Consider the following 17451-nt stretch of genomic DNA (forward strand, 5'->3'; position numbering starts at 1 on the left):
CGTAGGACCGCTGAACAGCGGAAACAGGGTGAGTCATCGAACCGAAATCAAGATCGGCCAGTTGTCGCTACCGGTCGTTCCGGATCCTCCACGAGGGCCGTTGACGGCGGGCTGTCCCCGCCGGGGCCGCCGGTGGAAGACTGCGGGCCGTGTCTGGGTTCGCGAGAGATCCGAAGTACTACGGTGACCGGCTGGTGTACGAGCCGCTGGAACGGAAATGGGCCGGGTACCACGCCCGCCACTGCGGGTGCGGCCGGGACTGGCTCGAAGCCCATGCCGTCCCGGCCGGCTTCACGGTGATCCCCCGGGGCAAGACCGGCTACTACGGGCTCGTCGGCCCCGGCCTGACCGAGGGCGTCGACGAGGAGAAGCTGACGGCGGACGCGCTGTGGGAGGCGGTGACCGGCAAGCCGGGCACCCAGACCTGGTTCGAGGGCGTGCACATCACCTGCCGCAGCCCGGAGTCGGAGGAGGCCCGCAAGGAGCACTACAAGCAGATCTACGCTCCTGCACAGGAGCGGCGGAAGCAGGCGAAGACCGAGCCGGCCACCGAGGCACAGGTGAAGTACCTGACCACGCTCGCGGAGAAGGTCGGCAAGGAGCGGTTCGACGCCGAGTTCGCCAAGGTGATCAAGGGCAGCGACATCGCGCCGAGGGCTCCCCGGCAGCGGTGCGCGACGGCCGCGAAGCGGCTGACCAAAGCGAGGGCCCGCAAGCTCATCACCGCCCTGGTCGGCCACGACTAGTCCGGTCCGGCCCCGTCGTCGTCCTCGTCCAGCTCCGGCGCGTCCGGGTCGCGCAGCGGGCGCAGGGCGCCGGCGGCCGGGGTCGAGGCGGTGAAGCTGTAGCGGCCGAGCAGATTCAGATTGCGGTGCTTGAGAGGGGGAGAGCCGGGCGATGTCCTCGTCCCGGATCTCGTGGCCCTCGGCCTTCAGCTGGGCGACGGCGGCGTCGATGTACTTCGTCGTCCAGAGCACGATGGCGTTGAGGACCAGGCCGAGCGCGCCGAGCTGGTCCTCCATTCCGTCCCGGTACGCCTGGTGGATGGTGCCGCGCTTGCCGTGGCACACGTCCCTCGCGAGCTTGTGGCGCGACTCCTGCACGGTGAGCTGCCGGTTCATCTGACGACGGTAGGTGTCGTCGACCGGGTCGACCATGCGCAGCAGGTGCTCGGTCTTGGCGATCCGCCCGTACTCGGCGAACGCCTGTCCCAGCGGGGTGGGGTGGCCCTCGCGGCCGAACATCCGCAGCAGGTCGTAGGCGCGGACCTGGTTGGTGACCAGGGAGCCCGCGACCCGGAGCATGTCCGGCCACCACGTCTCGATCTTCTTCAGGTTGACCCGGTTCCGCGCGAGCGGTTCCAGCACGCCGTACGTCCCCGTCTCCACTCCGGGCATCGTCGCCCGCCAGAACCGCTGGTCGTCCAGGTCCTTGAAACGGGGGCTGAAGTTGTAGCCCAGGATCTTGAAGATCCCGAACACGATGTCGGAGTAGGAGGCGTTGTCGGTCGCCACCATCTCCGGCTTCACCCCGCCGTCCAGGTTCAGCAGCGCGTCCAGGATGTGCAGGGAGTCGCGCGGGGTGCCCGGGACGACCATCTGCCCGATACCCGCGACCTGGTCGTTGACGGCGTTCAGCCAGGTGATGCCGCGCTTGAAGCCGAAGTACTTCGGCGACGGTGCCGAGCTGATGGTCCGCACCGGGACCACGAACCGGAGCCCGTCGACCGAGGCCAGCAGACCGTCACCCCAGTACGCCACGATCGGCACCTGAGACTGGGCTTCGATCAGCATCGCGTTCGCCGCGGCGATGGTGTCGGCCCGGAGGTAGAACTGGTCGACGTGGACCAGGCGGGAGCGGGTGAGGGCCTCGTGCGCGGGGTTGGTGACCGGGGTCATGCCGATGTTGCATGCCTCGCTCACCAGCAACGCGACGACCGAGGTGGTCAGGTCCTTCATCCGGGTGGTGCCGTCCCCAAGGTGCACGAAGGCGTCGAGGAATCCGGTCCAGGACTGGACCTCGAACAACAGGTCCGGCAGGCCGATCTTCGGGAGCATCTTCTCGACGCGCTTGCGCAGCCAGGTCAGGGACTTCGGCTCGCCGAGCGCGCCGAGCTTCGCCACGTTCAGCTTCACCCGGCCGTTCGGCTGGATGTCCAGCGACACCTTCGCGACGGCGCCCGCCGACTCCAGGCGCTCGGCCATCTGCTTCCAGCCCGCGTCCAGGGCCCGCACCAGCTCCGCCAGGTGCTCGGTGACGGGCATGTCCAGGCTCAGCCCGGCCAGTACGTCCTCGCACACCGCCTCCCACTCCGGCCCGTCCAGGAGGCGGGCCCTCGGGTTGGACCAGCGGTGCGAGGGCGAGGCGAACACGTCACGGCGTTGAAGGGCGCGGTGCAGCTGCTCCAGCACGCACACCACGTACGCGTCCCGGTCCACCGACCCCTGCGGCAGGTCGGCATTCGCGTACACCGCCTTGCGCCACGCGGCCGGCACCAGCTTGTCATCGACCTCGCGCGGCAGCAGCGGCTTGTCCTTCACCCGCCGCCGGGCCAGCGCGGGCAGCCGCTGCACCCCGGCCAGTACCCGCGCGCCGGGGGGCGCCGCCTGGAGGGCCTTCGACTCTCCCAGCAGCGCCAGGAACGGGCGCACCGTGTTGTAGCGGGTGGTCAGGGCCGCCCGCATCGCGACGTCGGCGGAGCCCTCGTCCTCGGGCACCAGGGAGACCACCAGCGCGGCCGCGGTCATCACCGTCTCCCGCGGGGCGACCTCCTCGACCGCCGCCCACAGCGCGCCGGCGTCCAGATCGGCGCCGTGCGTCTCGACCAGCTCCAGTTCCTCGAACAGCACCTTCGCCGCCCGCGCGAGCAACCGTGACGCCTTCTCCAGCTGCGGCAGCGTGGACAGCCGTTCCTTTTCCGTGGCCCGCTTCGCTGTGCTGATCAGCCGCGTCGCCATCAGCACCTGGAACAGGTCCAGCGCCTCGTCGATGGCCTTCGCTTCCAGGTGCCGCATCACCGCGGTGAGCATTGCGGTGCGCTTGGGCTCCTCGGCGCGCTCGAGGCTCGCCGCCTTCGAGCCCAGCCCGTAGCGCGCCAGAGCGGCCAGCCGGTTCGGCGGGACCTGCGACAGCCGCACCCGGCCCAGCTGGAACGCGCTGATCTCATCGACCCGCTCCAGCGACCGGGCGAACGCCGTGCCCGTCGTCCGCGTCGGCGGTCGGCGCAGCCGCTCCAGCTCCGAGAACCGGGCGCCCTCCGGCGTCACCAGCGTGGCCACCAGGTCCCCGGGCAGCGCCGCGTCCGCGCGCCTGGCCGCCCTGGCGACCGTGGCGTGCAGCCGCTTTTCCGCGACCGTCCGGACCTCTGACACCTTCCGGGCCAACACCGACACCCCAGGCAGCAGCACGCGGTGCCGGCGCAGCCAGCCCACCGCCTGGTTGAACAGCGCCACCGGCCCCTCGGCGTGCGTCCAGGCCCGGCCGTGCAGGAACGTACGGAACTTCCGCCCCCACTCCGGGTCGTCGTACTCGTGGTACTCGTACGCGTCCCGGATCTCCCACGCGTGCTCGTACGCCGTTGGCTTGCGCTCGGTGTACTGCTTCACGCACGAGACGTCCTCGATGCCGAGCTGCTCCCCGAGGTACTCCACCACCCCCCACGGAACGTCCAGCGGGTCGTCAGGGAGGAACCGGCCGATGTAGCGCACGGTGCTTCTCTGCACCAAGTCAAGCCAGGCGAACCCTGAAGGCGGAGGCCGAGCATGCGAGGGGACTGGGGTGCTGCCGAAGACCAAGGTCGATCCAAGGCAGCGTTGGTCATCATCTCGGCTGTATGACAGTGATCCCGGAGCTACGGTGCAGTGGTGAGTAACGACTCTCTCCTGGGCCGCGCCGTCCGCCTCATCCCACTGTCCGTCAGCCATGCCGAAGCGCTGTTCACCTCTGCGTCAGATCCCGAGGTATGGCGGTGGATGCCCCGGCCCCGCCCCGACTCTCTGATACAGATGCGGGCGTTGATCGGCGAGATGCTGGAGGATCCGGCCCGACGGTGCTTCGCGGTTCAACGCCTGGCGGACGAGGCGGTCGTCGGCTCGACCAGCCTGTATGCGCTTGATCTTGCCGAGGGGCGTGCTGAGATTGGCGCCACCTGGTTCGATCGTTCGTGCTGGGGCGGCCCCTACAACGCCGAATCCAAGCTGCTGCTGTTCGGGCACGCCTTTGATGATCTGGGCCTGGTCAGGATTGCCTTGCGCACCGACAACCTCAACGTGCGTTCCCAGCAGGCCCTCACACGGCTGGGACTCGTGTACGAGGGGACGTTGCGCAGCCACATGATGCGCCAGGACGGCACGCGTCGTGACTCGCTGTACTACAGCGTGCTTGCGGACGAATGGCCTGCTCTGCGCGACAAGCTGCTCACCAGGATCGCGGCCAAGTCCAGCGCCTGATCACGCAGTTGCCTGTACCTGCCACATCAACGACCGGTTGTGACGCCTTCATCGGGCTGGCGCGGGGTATCGGCGGCGAGCAGTTCCTGCAGAAGTTCAACGACGAGATCGGGCCGTCCTACGAACGGGGAGTGGCCCGTCTGCCACTCGCGCACGTCGGTGCAGCGCGAGGCCATCTTCCGCTGCAGGACTGGGTCGATGGCCCGGTCCTGCGCGCAGACGACGTAGGTGGAGGGAGTGTGTTTCCAGCTGTGCCGCTCTGGGATGCCTCGCCCGCAGCCGGAGGCTTGCGCACGCAGCAGGCCAGCAGCCCAGGCGGCGAGAGGTTCGGGACAGTCGCCGTAGAGGGTGTCGGCAGCCCGGTCGGGGTGCAGGCTGGTCGAGCCGTCGGGTTCAGGGGTGATCGCGTCCTGGAGTTGCGAGGACGCGCCACTCAGACCGGCCGCGCTCTCGCCGACATCCGGCACGAAGGCCGCCAGATAGACCAGGTGTCCCGCCCCGCGCACCCCGGTGATCACTGACCCGCCGTAGGAGTGACCGAGCACAGTCGGAGGCTCCGGCAGCGAGTCGATCACAGCCTGGACCGCGGCCGTGTCAGCGGTCAATGAGCCCCGGTGGAGCTCGGGAACGACGACCTCAGTTCCTGCGGTCCGTACACGTTCTGCCACCAGGGCGAAGTGTTCGGGACGGTGATACAGGCCATGAACGAGCACTACGGCGGCCAATGCGCACGCCTCCTCGGGTCGGTGTCAGACGAGTGATCCAGGGCCGGTCAGCCGTATCGTTGCAGCAGTCCGTCCACGTACGCCTCCAGCCGTGCTCCCAGCACCTCGGACGTCAGATCGTCTCGCCCCAGGTCACGCCACGGCCCGGCCAGCTTTGCCGCGTCGGGGCAGTAGTGCAGGGCGTCGAGCAGCCGCCAGTACAGGTGGTCGTGGTCCTCGGCGAGGTCGCGGCCGCCGTGTGCCTCATACCGCTCGCGGAAGTCCAGCCCGTACGTCGGCCCGTGCAGCAGCGCGAGCGCGGTCGAGCAGTGCGCCACGTCGAGGTCGGCAGGTCCCCACGAGGTCTCGACCCAGTCCACGACACCGGTGATTTGCAGCCCCGGCCCGGTTCCCGTGAAGAGCACGTTCCCGGGGTGGAAATCGCGGTGGAGGAAGCAGCCTTCGTACGGCGGCGGGTCGCGGCGGATCACTTCCACGGCCCGCTCCCACAGGGGGCCGTCCGGGGTGCGGACGCGGTCCGGTGACGTCCACGCCTGGTAAGTGCGCGGTCTTTCGGCCGGTACGACGTCGTGGACGCGGACGAGCTGGGCCGCGAGCAGGTCCAGGCGCCGGTCGAGGTCGTCCTCGTCGACGCGGACGCGGCCCGGCAGGGCGGACATCAACAGGGTCGGGTGGTCGCAGTGTTCGGCCGTGGCGTCCACAGCGACGAGACCGGGCGCCGGGATGCCTTCCTGCCCGGCGAACAGCGCCAGAATGGACGCCTCGCGGGCCAGCAGCCCTGGTCCGTGGTGGCGGAAGAACGGTTTTACGAAGGTGCGTTGCACCAGAGCCGTGCCGTCGTCGAGCGTGAGCCGGCGCATCTGGGAGCTCCAGCCGCCGGACAGCAGGTGCGAGTCGGCGACCGTGCGGCCGTGGCCGAGCTGCTTGGCCACCCACGCACGCGTCGCCGTCCAGCCACGGTCGTCGAGGCCAGTCAGCACCGCCTCAACGAACTCCCGCCGGTCGTCGCCGTTGTCGCGGAACCACAATCCCAGCTGGTGCTGTGCGTCCGGAAGGTCGAACCGCGTGTACTGGGCGCGCGCGGCCAGCGCGTCCTGTACGGCCTCGGTCACCGCGGCCGGGATTACCGTGTCCGTGCCCGGAACAGCGAGCACCGCCCGGCCCTCGTACGCCCGCAGCACCTGAAGCGCGGGTGCCTCCCGCCAGCTGTCCGGCTGCCGGATGATCCCGCTGAAGCGCCCGTTTCCGTCCCCGAAGGGCACGTCCCACGCCTCGGCGGTGTACACGGCGGGCGCGCACAGCCCCAGCGCCGCTACCCGGTCTCCGTAGTGCCGGACGAGATCGGCCACGGTCTGGCCGCTCATGCTGAACCCCACCAGGGCCAGCGGTCCGTCCTCTCCCGCATACGCGTCGATCACTGCGACGGCCTGCTCGAACCGTCGTCGCAGGCTCAACTCACTGAGCTTTCCGGTGCTTTCGCCGTGCCCGGAGAAGTCGAAGGCGATCCCGCGACAGCCGTGGGCCGCGAACTCCCGTACCAGCGGGAGTAGTCGCTCCGTGCAGCTGGTGCCTGCGCCATGCAGCACCACGGCGGTGACCCCGGAAGGGTCACCGCCGTATACGCTGCTGAGCCGTTCACCGTCGTGGTCGTGCGTGAAGTCGAAGAGCATGCCCCCTATTCACTCACGCCGTAGCCTCCGTCTTTCGGGAGTGTCACCGCCGGCGTCCGCCCCTGGGCGTCATCTGTTCGGGGATGGGACGGTTGGGATGCCGAGGGCGACGGGGGTTCGGCGCGTGAGGCGGGCCGCGCCGGCCTGCTTGGTGCGGACGAAGGTCAGGGTCAGGTCGATGCCCTCGATCTCACCGAGCCACTGCTCCTCCTCGGCTCGCTTGCGACGGAGGATCAGGTCCTTCTCGATCTCTGCGAGCCTCGGCAGCATCTTCGGGCTGACCTGCAGCATCGGGCATCGTACGCAGGCTTATCCGAACTAACCCAGCATGAAGACGGGTTGGGGTTCCAGGCCGCGCCCACCACAGAACGTAGTGGTGGACAAGTTGGACGACCGGGCCCTGCCGGGCGTGTCGCGAGTCGAGGAGGATCACCCCTCTTACTTGGCCTGCGCCCCTGCGAGACCCTGGCAAACAGGAAGACGTGGAGGAAGAGCGGACATAGCTCAACGCTCGCTGGAGTAGGCGGGCTCGGCGGTTCGTCAGTCGGCGGCATCACTGAATATGTGGGGAACGGTGTTACTTGCCCAGTTTCTTGGCCAGGGCGGCACGCCGGGCGAACATCTCGTCCTTGGACGCAGCCATCTCGCGGAGGGCTGCCTTTCGTTCCCGCTGGGCAAGCCGGTCCAGATACAGGTGACCATGAAGGTGGTCTGTCTCGTGCTGCAGGCACCGGGCGAAGTACCCTCTGCCCTCGATCACGAGCGGCTTGCCGTTCTTGTCACGGCCTCGCACGACAGCACGGTCGAGGCGGGGCACCACCCGGTAGGGGCCGGGAACGGACAGACAGCCTTCGGGTTCTTCGACCAGCCTGCGCTGCTCGGTCGGCACCTCGTCCAGGACGGGGTTGGCGATGTGCCCGACGTGACGCACCCCCCACTCGTCCGTGATGTCCCACATGAACAACTGCAGGTCCACGTCGACTTGGTTGGCGGCAAGCCCCGCGCCCTCCGCCACCTGGTTCGTAGCGAACATGTCGTCCACCAGCTGCGACAGCTCCGGCGTACCGAACTGCGTGACCTCCCGGCACCGCTGCCGCAGAATCTCTTCCCCGACGACGGTGATGCGGCGCACCGAACCCCGTTCGACCTCCGGCGCGAGCCGCGGATAGGAATCGACGGGTTCACCCAGCACGCGCACCCGGTGGTCCTGCGAGGTGTCACCGAACCCAACAGCCATGAAATATCAACGCCTTCCGCACATGCCTCAGTCGGCCAGGGCTGAGGCCCCGGCCGGCCCGCGGCCCAGCTTGACCGAATGCTTTGCAAAGTAGCACCCTTTGCAAAATGAGCGATGAAAACCGTCAAGCCGCGTCCACGGACCCACTGCCGCATCGCGCCCGGCAGCAACTTCCCGACCATCCCGTGCGCGTCGCCTTGCTGGACCTGCTCGCCGAGGTCGGCACAGCCACGTCGACCCAGGCCGCCGCCCGCCTTGGCCACAGTTCCGGCCTCTGCTCCTTTCATCTGCGCCAACTCGCCCGGCACGGCCTCATTGAAGAAGCGCCACACAACGGCGGCCGGGCACGGCCGTGGCAGCTGCGCTGGGCGTCCTCAGATCAGTCCGACCGGGAAGCGCCGGAAGAGTTCGCCGCGCTCGCGCGTGGACTGGAAGATGAGAGCTATCAACATTGGCTGGCTCACCGAGAGCAGGCGCCGAGCGAGTGGCAGCACGACGAGTCCTTCAGCGCCGTGGTCCACCTCACTCCAGCGGAAATGGCCGAACTCGCCACGTCCATCCGCTGCCTACTGGCCGACTATCGCGAACGGGACCAACGACCCGCCGCGCGCCCGGCAGGCACCGTGGCCGTAGCTGCGGTCACCCGGCTGTTCCCCCTCCTTGGTCGGTGAGCCTGCCGGCAGCCGTGCGGATGTCGGGCATGCCGAGGTGAACGGTGGACGGTTGCGCTGCGCGGTCGCGCATGGCCTCCAGCTTCTGCGCGGCAGCGGCCAGGGTGGTCTCGATCGCGGCGACCTCACCGAGCCAGCCCTGGTCTTTGGCCTCCTGGAGCCGGTCGATGAGGTTGCCGTGGATCTCCTGGAGGCGAGGCATCTGGGCCGGGTCCACGAGAAGTAGGGGACACCTGACACAGGCGTTTTCATGCTGGCAGGGGGTCGCGTAGTCGCGGCCGCAGGTTCCCAGAGCGACCTTGCGGAGTTCGAAGTGCGAGAGGAACTCAGCCCATTCGGTGGCGGTGAGCTCGCGGTACTCCTCGCTGGGCCGCTCGGTTCTGCGGCGGGCGATGAATGCCCGGTGGTGGGAAATCACATCTTCCGGGTAGATCGCGGCATAGCCCATGGTCGTGTCCAGAGCGGCGTGGCCGCAGATCTTCGCGGCGATGTGCGGGGGCAGTCCGGAGCGGATGGCGTCGGTCACGAAGATCCTTCTGAAGTCGTGGGGGCGCCATTCGAGCGGGTCGCCTGCCACGGTGATCTGGGCGGACTGCGAGGTGGCGACCAGGCACTCGCGGATGTAGCTGCGGGTGAGCGGTCGGTCCTCGGTGCCGTACCGGCGTTGGAACAGGAACGGCATGGGCGGGCTCCAGGTCTGCTCGAACACGTCGTATGCCGACACCAAAGGAAGGGCGACGTTCCCAGCCCGGACCCGGAAGATGACCGCGGTCAGTACCTCCGCCAGTTCCGGGGAGACCAGCAGCAGGCGTTCCGCATCGGTCTTGGACGGGGCGACCTGCAGCATCGGCACCACCTCGCCGGTGGTGGGCAGGGCGTAGGCGATGAAGCTGTGGTGGGTGAGCTCCAGCATCTCCTCGATCCGGATACCGGTGTGCCGCAGCACCTCCACCGTTGCCCAGGACCAGAAAGCCGCCTCTTCCTCGTGCGTCAGGTTCCGCCGCCTGTCGGTGGCCACCTCTGTGACGTAGACGCGGCCGGCCTGCCCGGACCGGCAGCGTTCGAACTCCTCCCCGGCAATGAGGAACCGTCCACCGGCCGGTGTCGCGCGAGCTGCGGTGATGCGGGCCTCGGCGTCCTTGCGCTGCTGGTCGACGACGCGAAGCAGGGCAGGCAGCAACGGCAGCTGGGTCCTGGTCCGTTGGTCCATCCGGGACTTCACCCGGGACCTGGACTTCTTCGTCGCGCACTCGCTCGCCTTGATTGGACACGGCGCCACCCAGGGCGCCCACCGAGCCGGATCGTCGGCGGCCCAGCGGGCGATGTCCTGGTAGAACGCCCGGATGAACACCAGCTCGCTGCGGAAGTTCACCCGCGGACGCACCGGGTGGCCCTTATCGTCACGAATGTGGGCCAGACGTTCTTTCCACGCCTGCGCGACCTCAGGTGCCAGTCGCAGCGAGTCGATGCCCGGATGGTGGATCTCCAGGTCGCGCCAGAACAACCGGCACAGGTTGCGGGCGATGGAACGCAGCGAGACGTGGTCGAGCTCGGGAGCCCGCTCGGTGAAGTACTCGACCAGCAGATCACGGACGGCCCGGCACTCGATGCCGTACCCGTCGACGATCTGCTCGACGCTGCGACGGCCCTCGATCCGAAGCACCCGCAGCCGCGGTGGTGCACTGACCGGGAGCACGCCGGTCTCCTTGAGTAGGGCGTAGAACAGCGGCCGGCCCGCGCTGCCGCGGAAGTGGTGTTCCTCCAGCGCGGCTGTCAGCTCGATGCAGTCGCCGACGGTGATGTCGCTGACCAGTCCGCCCTTGCGGATCACGATCCAGGTGAGCTTGTTCAGGGCATCGGACCTGGCTGCGGCTGTCGCGTGTTGAGCCAGTTGGTCGAGCCGCTGGAAGACGTCGGGGTCGCTGGCGGCCCGGGTCTCGGTGAGCATCACTGTCAGGCGTTGCCGCAGCAGCCACAGGTAGCTGGGGCGGATCGCCTGCCCGGCGACCAGGAGCGCCAGCCCCGTGGCCAGTTCATCGCGCAGGTGGCGTTTGGTTGCGCCGCGTCCCTTCAGGGGCAAATCGGTCCACTCGAAGCCGGCGGTGTCCGCTCCGCTGGCCATCCAGCGGTCCTGCCAGGTCTCTCCCGGCTGACCTTCGAGCCAGTCCAGCGCCTTACTCAGGCCCCGCCGCCGTGTCTTGTCACGGGTGAGGCCCGCACTGGGGTCGGTGAACAATCCCAGCAGCCGTTTGGCCAGGCTCTCCCGGCTCTGACGGGTCTGCCACCAGCTCGCTTCGCACACTCGTGGTTCCCACTCCAGAGGCTTGTCCTCCTCCGGCGACTCGACGGGCGTGGGGACAGCGGCCTGCGCGATCGGATTCACCGGCGAGTCCCGTGGGCAGTCGATGTGCCGAACAGTGCTGCCAGCACTTCGGGGCGGTAGCCGGGCGCCGGCGGGGCCGGCGGCTTGGCCAGCTCGGTGCGCTGCCGTTCATGGTGGGCCAGGACGTGAGCGACGACCTCGTCGGGAGTGGGAGCGATATAAATCTCCGTGGTGGTGATGTGGGCATGCCCCAGGACCCATTGCACGTCGGCGAGGGTCAGATTCGGATCGCGGACCATCCTCTTGGCCGCGCTGTGCCTCAGGTCGTGCAGAGTCCAGTTCGCGCCGAGCAGCTGGTTGGCGCGGGTGAAGACCATCCGGGCCGCGTCGTACTCCAGCGGACGAAAGGGCCGACGAAGCGTCCACCACAACGGCTCCGACGGGCCCTTGGGAACCATGCTGCGGAGTTCCTGCTGGTAGAGCCGCAACCACACGAACGCGTCCGCAGAGGCAGGAAGGTGCTGGAGGGTCTGGCTGCCCTTGCGGACCACGCCGATCGTCTGGCCCTCGGGCGCGACCAGGCCCTGCTCGACGCCGAGCAGCTCAGAGGCGCGAGCGCCGGTGGAGATGTAGAACGCGACCAGGGCCCTGTCCCGGTTGCACTTCAACGCGGCGAACAGGTCATTGAATGCCTGGTCAGGAATGATCCGCGGGGTTGGCTTGGGTTCCTTGGGCTGATACGTCCCCCGGCGGGCGGGGCGCCGGAACGGCTGCATCGGATTGTGGTGGGCATTCGGGCTCCCCTCCTCAGCTGCCCCGCCCTGGGGAAACGGGTTGATCAGCGGTCGGCCGTGCGTCTCACGGTGGTACTCGTAGAACGACCGGATCACCGCGCGAGCGTGCCGCCTGGTCCGAGCGGCATAGTTCTCGCCAGGCGCGGCCTTCCCCGTAATCGGGTTCACCGAGCCCGGCGCGGGCGCATCGGGACGGCGCTGCCGCGGCGGTTTCTTCGTGGTCTTCAGCCACAGTGTGAAGTCACGGGCCTCGACCCGGCTCGCGAGATACCAGGGCACCTCCACCGCGCGTAAGAACCGGACCCACGCCAACAGCTCGTACGCGTAGGACCGCAACGACGCCGGACTCGCATCGTCGGCGAGCATGTGATGCAGAAACTCACTGACCGCTGCCACCTCGGTGCCATCGGCGTCCACGAGCCGGAACGGCCGCAGCGGGTCACCGCTCTTCTCGACACGGCCGACCCGCGCCACCGTCAACGCCGCCACATCCCGGACCGTCCTGCTGTGCTCTGGCATCCATACCTCCACGGGGCGTACGTGCTCGACGACACGCGATCAGACCAGATCCGCCCCGACACGCGCAGTTACAACGAGCTCCAGCAGCAGCTACAACCACCTTGCGGTCACTATGCGTTGACCTCAGCACGAGCCCAGGACGCGTCCAACCTAGTTCGGTCAACGGGACGTGTTCATGCTGACAGGGTGATCCATAGGGACGAGCGCAGTTGCCGAGTTCGACCTTGCGTTTGTCGAAGTGCTCCTCGAACTCCGCCCACTCCTCCGGGGTGACATCGCCGTACTCGTGCTCGGGACGCAGATCTCGGCGGTGGTTCAGGAACTCCTGGTAGTGCTTGACGATGTCCTCGGCGAAGACCGCGACGTAACCCTGTGTCGTCTGGAGATTCAGGTGTCCAAGGAGGGCGGCACCGATGTGGATTGGAAGGCCGCCGTTGACGATCTCGGTAGCGAAGAGCCGACGGAAGTCGTGCGGCGTGAACTTGGTGCCGGCGAACGCCGGGGCGCTCTCGGCGATCTCCTCGCAGCTGCGCGCGAGCATGTTGAGGATCGTGTGCGGGGCGATGACATTGCGGACCGTCCCTAGTGTCCTGCGCCTGAAATTGCGGCTGTAAGTCTGTAGGCTGTTTTCATGTCGCGTCGGGGTCCGCGTGCTGTCGAGGTCGTGCTGTCTGAGGAGGAGCGCGCCGAGTTGTCGCGTTGGGCGGGTGGTGGGGCGGGATCTCGTCCGGCCGAGCGTGCGCGGATCGTCCTGTCGTGTGCGGATGGTGCGTCAAGTGCCCAGGTGGCGGCCGACTTGGGCGTGAACGTCGCGACGGTGCGCAAGTGGCGCTCCCGGTTCGCGGCTCACCGGCTGGCGGGCCTGGCCGACGAGCCACGGCCGGGCCGGCGCAAGCCGGACCTGGTCCTCACCGAGGCCGAGCATGCACAGTTGACGCGCTGGGCGCGGCGGGCGAAGACCGCGCAGTTCCTGGCGCTGCGCGCGAAGATCGTGCTGCGCTGCGCGGGGGGCGGGACGAACAAGCAGGTCGCCACCGAACTCGGCATCGCGCAGGCGACGGTCAGCCGCTGGCGGTCGCGGTTCATCGCGGGTCGTCTGGACGGGCTCGCGGACGAGCCGCGCCCGGGCCGGCCGCCCTCGATCCTGCTTGACCGGGTCGAGGACGTGGTCGTCGCGACGCTGGAGTCCACTCCGGGCGAGGACACCCACTGGTCGCGCGCCTCGATGGCGAAGCGCACCGGATTGTCGAAGTCCACCATCGGGCGGATCTGGAAGAAGTTCGACCTCAAGCCGCACTTGCAGGATGCGTTCAAGCTGTCCACCGACCCGCAGTTCGTCGATAAGGTCGTCGACGTCGTCGGCCTCTACCACAACCCGCCCGAGAAGGCGGTGGTGCTGTGTGTCGATGAGAAGAGCCAAATCCAGGCGCTGGACCGGTCCCAGCCAGTGCTGCCGATGATGCCGGGCATGCCCGAGCGCCGCACCCACGACTACCTGCGCCACGGCATCACCAGCCTGTTCGCCGCGTTCAACATCGCCGACGGCACCGTCATCGGCGAACTCCACCGCCGCCACCGGGCAATCGAGTTCAAGAAGTTCCTGGTCACGATAGACAAGGCCGTACCGCGTGAACTCGACGTGCACCTGGTGTGCGACAACTACGCCACCCACAACACCCCCGAGATCAAGGCATGGCTGGGTCGGCACCCCCGCTTCCACGTCCACTTCACCCCGACCGGATCCTCCTGGATCAACCAGGTCGAGCGATGGTTCGGCCTGCTGACCGACAAGCTCATCCGCCGCGGCGTCCACACCTCCGTCAAAGCCCTCGAAAGCGACATCAAGGCGTGGATCGACACCTGGAACGAGAATCCCAGGCCGTTCACCTGGACCAAGACCGCCGACGAGATCCTCAACTCCCTCGCCGACTACCTCACCAGGATCACCCCACCAGATACTGAAAACCATCAGCAAACTTAAGACCGTGATTTCCGGCGCAGGACACTAGCTGACGCTGGAACAGAAACGGCATGGGTTCTGACCAGAGCTTCTCGTGCGAGTCGTAGCGGGTCACGAGGGGAATGGCCTGGCCGTTGCGGGTCTGGCGGTGGATGATCTGCGCGATGGCATGGAACAGCTCGGCGGACATCGGGATAACCCGCTCGCGTTCACTCTTCGACGGGGCGACGACCAGGAGAGCGATGACCTCGCCGTTGGGCCGTTCGTATTGGCGAATGCTGAGGTGGGTCAGTTCAACGAGCTCTTCGACCCGGATGCCGCTGTGCCGCAGGATCTCAACGGCCACCCACTCCCAGAACGCCGATTCCTCCGCCATGGTCACGTTGATCATCTCGCCGGTGCTGTGGTCGATGATCCGGACGGACGGCTCGGCCAGGGTCTTGGCCCGGCGGCGGTCCTCGCGGGAATCCGTGCGGCTGTAACGACGCTCCTGGTGTTCGAACGGCTCGCCAAGAGGGACGGGACGGGCAGCCTCCAGCAGGTCCGCCAGGTGCTCGTAACGGTCCTCAACATGTCGGACGAGGACCGGCAACAGAGGCTGGCGAGCGCGGGTGCGGTCGGCCATCCGCCGGTTGATCTCGCGGCGCCGTTTACCGAACCCCTTGAGATCTCGCGGCAGGATCGGGCAGGGAGCCACCCACCGAGCCCACCGCTCCGGTTCGGCGACGGCCCAACTGTGAAGGTCGACGTAGAGGCAGCGGACGGCCAGCAGCACAGAAGCGGCGTCCTTGCGCAAGCGGGTCCGGTCGGCCCTGCCGTTCTTCCGCCAGTACTGGATCTCGGCCCGCCACTGGTCGTAGAGCTCCTGGCTGAGGTTCAGGTCCTTCTGCTCGGGGTTGAGTTCCTCAATGACCGCCCAGAACAGGCTGGCCAGCTGGCGGGCGAGACCTTCGAGGGTGATGTAGTCGGTGTCGGCCTTGCGCCGTGCCAGGTAGTCGATCAGAAGCTGCCGGACCGCGGCGTTCTTGATGTTGTAGCGGTCTACGAGTTCCTCGACGCTTCGCTGACCGTCATAGATGAACGTCCTCAGGGTCGGGGCCGTCCCAGGAGGGAAGTGCCCCATCCTGTGCAGGATCTCCCAGGCGCCCAGGGCCGCGAAACGCGTGGTTCTCTTGGTCGCGCCGGGCGTCAGCCCCAGACGCTTGTTCTCCAGCGAGTAGTGCAGCAGGGCCGGCGGGGTCAGGTCCTCCAGGTCGATGCCCTGCGTCGTGAGCGCGCAGGTCAGATCGAACTTCGCCCGCTGCCGGTGGATCGTGGTGAGCCGCTCTTGAGCGTCGACCGTCTTGAAGAACTCGTCCAGCCGGTGGTCCTGCTGGATCTTCCGGAACGGCTCGGCGTAGTCGGAGAACTTGTTCGCCCGGAACCCGGAGAGCGAGGGCTGGATGATCCGGGCGGCGAACGCCGTCTTCAGCGCCGAGACCATGTTGCTGCCGTCGTAGCCGACCCCTGGCCGTCCCAGGACATTGACCGAGAGGGCGTTCTCCTCGTTGAACCCGCTGGCCTCCCAGCGCTCCTGCCAGGTCTGCCCCGACAGCGACTCTAGGTGCCCGAAGAGCATCCGGATGCCGGCCGTGCGTTTCTCCACCAGTGAGCGGCCCTGGTTCGGCCACGCGTGACGAGCCAGCTCACACAGATCGTCGATGCTGGCCTGCGACAGGTCCCCGAACGGGGCCGGAGGCTTCGCGGGCCGGGGAGCCGGGGCCGCCTTCAACGATGCGCTGGTGAACCTTCTCGGCTCCGCCTGATTGGGCGCCGAGTCGTAGTTCTGGCGCCGGTTGCGGACCGTGTAGGTCTCGACCGTCGTGCGGTTAGGCACCGAACACCGCCTTGACGTCGTCGGGGTCGTAACCAGCGGCGAAGGTCCGTTGTACCCGCGGGCGGTTGTAGTGGGCCTGCAGGGCGTCGAAAAGGTCCTCCACTCGGGCATTGAGGTAGCGGCCGGTGGTGGCCAGGTCGGTGTGCCGCATGATCGCGCGGACCTGGGCGAGGGTGAGGTTGGGGTCGTTCGCCATCCGAGTCGCGGCGGTGTGCCGCAGGTCGTGCAGGGTCCAGTTCGTGCCGAGTTTCTCGTTCGCGCGCTGGATCACGCGCCGCATCGCCCAGTAGGTCAGCGGCCGGTCCGGGCCCCGCCGCGTGCGGAGAACCGACTCGTCGGCCGGCGGCAGCCCGATGTGGTCGAGGTATGCGGCCAGGATCGTCAGCGCCTGCGGGCTGGCCGGGACCGCCTCGCGGTCGTCGGTCCCCTTGGTGATCACCCAGATCAGTTGCTTGGCCCAGTCGATGTCTCCCGGGGTGACCCCGAGGAGTTCGCTGGCGCGGGAGCCACTGGAGACGTAGAGCAGGACCGCGGCCCGGTCACGGTCGCAGGTCATCGCCCCGAAGAACTCGTCCCACATCGAGTCGGGAATCGAACGGGGATCGGTCCGCCGGACCCTCTGTCGAAGTCTGGCCCGCCGGAATTGAGGGACCTCGCTGTCCGGTGCCCGGTGAGCGAGGGCCCGGCGCTGTGCCCGTGACTCCGGAACCGGGTTGACGAGCGGGCCCCGGCCGTAATGCCTGTGGTAGGCGTAGAAGCTGCTGACCACGGTCAGACAGTGATTGATCGTGCTGGGGGCGTAGCCGGCCATCAGGTACGGCTTGCCCGTGCGGGGGTTCACCGAGCCGGGCTGCGGTGCGCTCGGGTTCCGTCGGCGGCGCTGCGGATTCGGGGCGACCCGGAGCCATCCGACCAACGCGGACGCTTCTGCCTCGGTCGCCCGGTCCCAGGGGACGCCGAGGAACCACAACAGCCGGTACCAGCGCAGCAGGTCGTACGCGTAACTCTTGGCGGTCAGCGGCCGGTTGTCGTCCAGGATCAGGCCGCGGAGGTACGGAACGACGGAGGCGACGGCGGACCTGTCAGCGTCGAGAACGGCGTACCGAGGTATGGATTCCAGCTCGACGACCGAGCCGACACGCGGCACATCGGCCCGGCCCTCGATCAGCTGGCGATGCAGGTCTTGCAACAGACTCTTCCTTGCAGGCGGAGATCATCTCGCTCCATG

General features: G+C 68.0%; 13 protein-coding genes and 1 pseudogene. 4 read left to right on the forward strand and 10 right to left on the reverse strand.

The genetic code is table 11. From position 1 onward, the window contains the following. Positions 1-149 precede the first annotated feature (149 nt). Positions 150-746, forward strand: coding sequence for a hypothetical protein (locus tag OH735_RS03345; protein ID WP_406379313.1), 597 nt, complete (start codon positions 150-152; stop codon positions 744-746). Here the strand turns inward: OH735_RS03345 and OH735_RS03350 are convergent. Further along, positions 743-3719, reverse strand: a pseudogene (locus tag OH735_RS03350) (Tn3 family transposase); the annotation flags it as partial. The gene OH735_RS03345 and the pseudogene OH735_RS03350 overlap by 4 nt on opposite strands. A 144-nt stretch (positions 3720-3863) precedes the next feature. Here OH735_RS03350 and OH735_RS03355 point away from each other — a divergent pair. Further along, positions 3864-4448 carry a GNAT family N-acetyltransferase gene (locus tag OH735_RS03355; protein ID WP_406379314.1) on the forward strand — a complete coding sequence of 195 codons (585 nt, stop codon included), beginning with the start codon at positions 3864-3866 and terminating at the stop codon, positions 4446-4448. Positions 4449-4474: 26 nt separating this feature from the next. Here OH735_RS03355 and OH735_RS03360 read toward each other — a convergent pair whose 3' ends face one another. The 4 genes from OH735_RS03360 to def form a co-directional block, all read right to left on the reverse strand. After that, the gene (locus OH735_RS03360; protein WP_406379316.1) at positions 4475-5173 is read right to left on the reverse strand and encodes an alpha/beta hydrolase; all 699 of its coding nucleotides are present in this window, start codon (positions 5171-5173) and stop codon (positions 4475-4477) included. Positions 5174-5220: 47 nt separating this feature from the next. Then, positions 5221-6843: an alpha/beta fold hydrolase gene (locus OH735_RS03365; RefSeq protein WP_406379318.1), complete on the reverse strand. Its 1623-nt coding sequence runs from the start codon at positions 6841-6843 to the stop codon at positions 5221-5223. Between the two features lie 69 nt (positions 6844-6912). Continuing rightward, positions 6913-7134, reverse strand: a complete 222-nt coding sequence (locus tag OH735_RS03370) for a recombinase (protein ID WP_406379320.1) — start codon at positions 7132-7134, stop codon at positions 6913-6915. Positions 7135-7420: 286 nt separating this feature from the next. Further along, positions 7421-8080, reverse strand: coding sequence for a peptide deformylase (gene def, locus OH735_RS03375; RefSeq protein WP_406379322.1), 660 nt, complete (start codon positions 8078-8080; stop codon positions 7421-7423). Positions 8081-8187: 107 nt separating this feature from the next. Here def and OH735_RS03380 point away from each other — a divergent pair, with 107 nt between their 5' ends. After that, positions 8188-8751 (forward strand): helix-turn-helix domain-containing protein, encoded by a 564-nt coding sequence (locus OH735_RS03380; protein ID WP_406379324.1) that lies wholly within the window; start codon positions 8188-8190, stop codon positions 8749-8751. Here the strand turns inward: OH735_RS03380 and OH735_RS03385 are convergent. Genes OH735_RS03385 through OH735_RS03395 form a run of 3 tightly spaced genes read right to left on the reverse strand, consistent with a single transcriptional unit; the run spans position 8720 to position 12928 of the window. Then, positions 8720-11134: a tyrosine-type recombinase/integrase gene (locus OH735_RS03385; protein ID WP_406379326.1), complete on the reverse strand. Its 2415-nt coding sequence runs from the start codon at positions 11132-11134 to the stop codon at positions 8720-8722. The genes OH735_RS03380 and OH735_RS03385 overlap by 32 nt on opposite strands. Further along, positions 11131-12387, reverse strand: a complete 1257-nt coding sequence (locus tag OH735_RS03390) for a tyrosine-type recombinase/integrase (RefSeq protein ID WP_406379328.1) — start codon at positions 12385-12387, stop codon at positions 11131-11133. Before OH735_RS03390 ends, OH735_RS03385 begins: the two co-directional genes overlap by 4 nt. After that, positions 12308-12928, reverse strand: a complete 621-nt coding sequence (locus tag OH735_RS03395) for a site-specific integrase (RefSeq protein WP_406379330.1) — start codon at positions 12926-12928, stop codon at positions 12308-12310. Before OH735_RS03395 ends, OH735_RS03390 begins: the two co-directional genes overlap by 80 nt. A gap of 90 nt (positions 12929-13018) precedes the next feature. Here OH735_RS03395 and OH735_RS03400 point away from each other — a divergent pair, with 90 nt between their 5' ends. Next, complete coding sequence (locus OH735_RS03400; protein ID WP_406379331.1) at positions 13019-14368, forward strand: IS630 family transposase; 1350 nt, start codon at positions 13019-13021, stop codon at positions 14366-14368. Here OH735_RS03400 and OH735_RS03405 read toward each other — a convergent pair. Next, positions 14331-16223 (reverse strand): site-specific integrase, encoded by a 1893-nt coding sequence (locus OH735_RS03405; RefSeq protein ID WP_406379333.1) that lies wholly within the window; start codon positions 16221-16223, stop codon positions 14331-14333. The genes OH735_RS03400 and OH735_RS03405 overlap by 38 nt on opposite strands. After that, positions 16216-17412 (reverse strand): tyrosine-type recombinase/integrase, encoded by a 1197-nt coding sequence (locus tag OH735_RS03410; RefSeq protein ID WP_406379335.1) that lies wholly within the window; start codon positions 17410-17412, stop codon positions 16216-16218. The genes OH735_RS03405 and OH735_RS03410 overlap by 8 nt, the downstream gene beginning before the upstream one ends. Positions 17413-17451 lie beyond the last annotated feature (39 nt).

It is taken from the genome of Streptomyces sp. NBC_01618 (assembly GCF_045209435.1).
Lineage (GTDB): Bacteria > Actinomycetota > Actinomycetes > Streptomycetales > Streptomycetaceae > Streptomyces.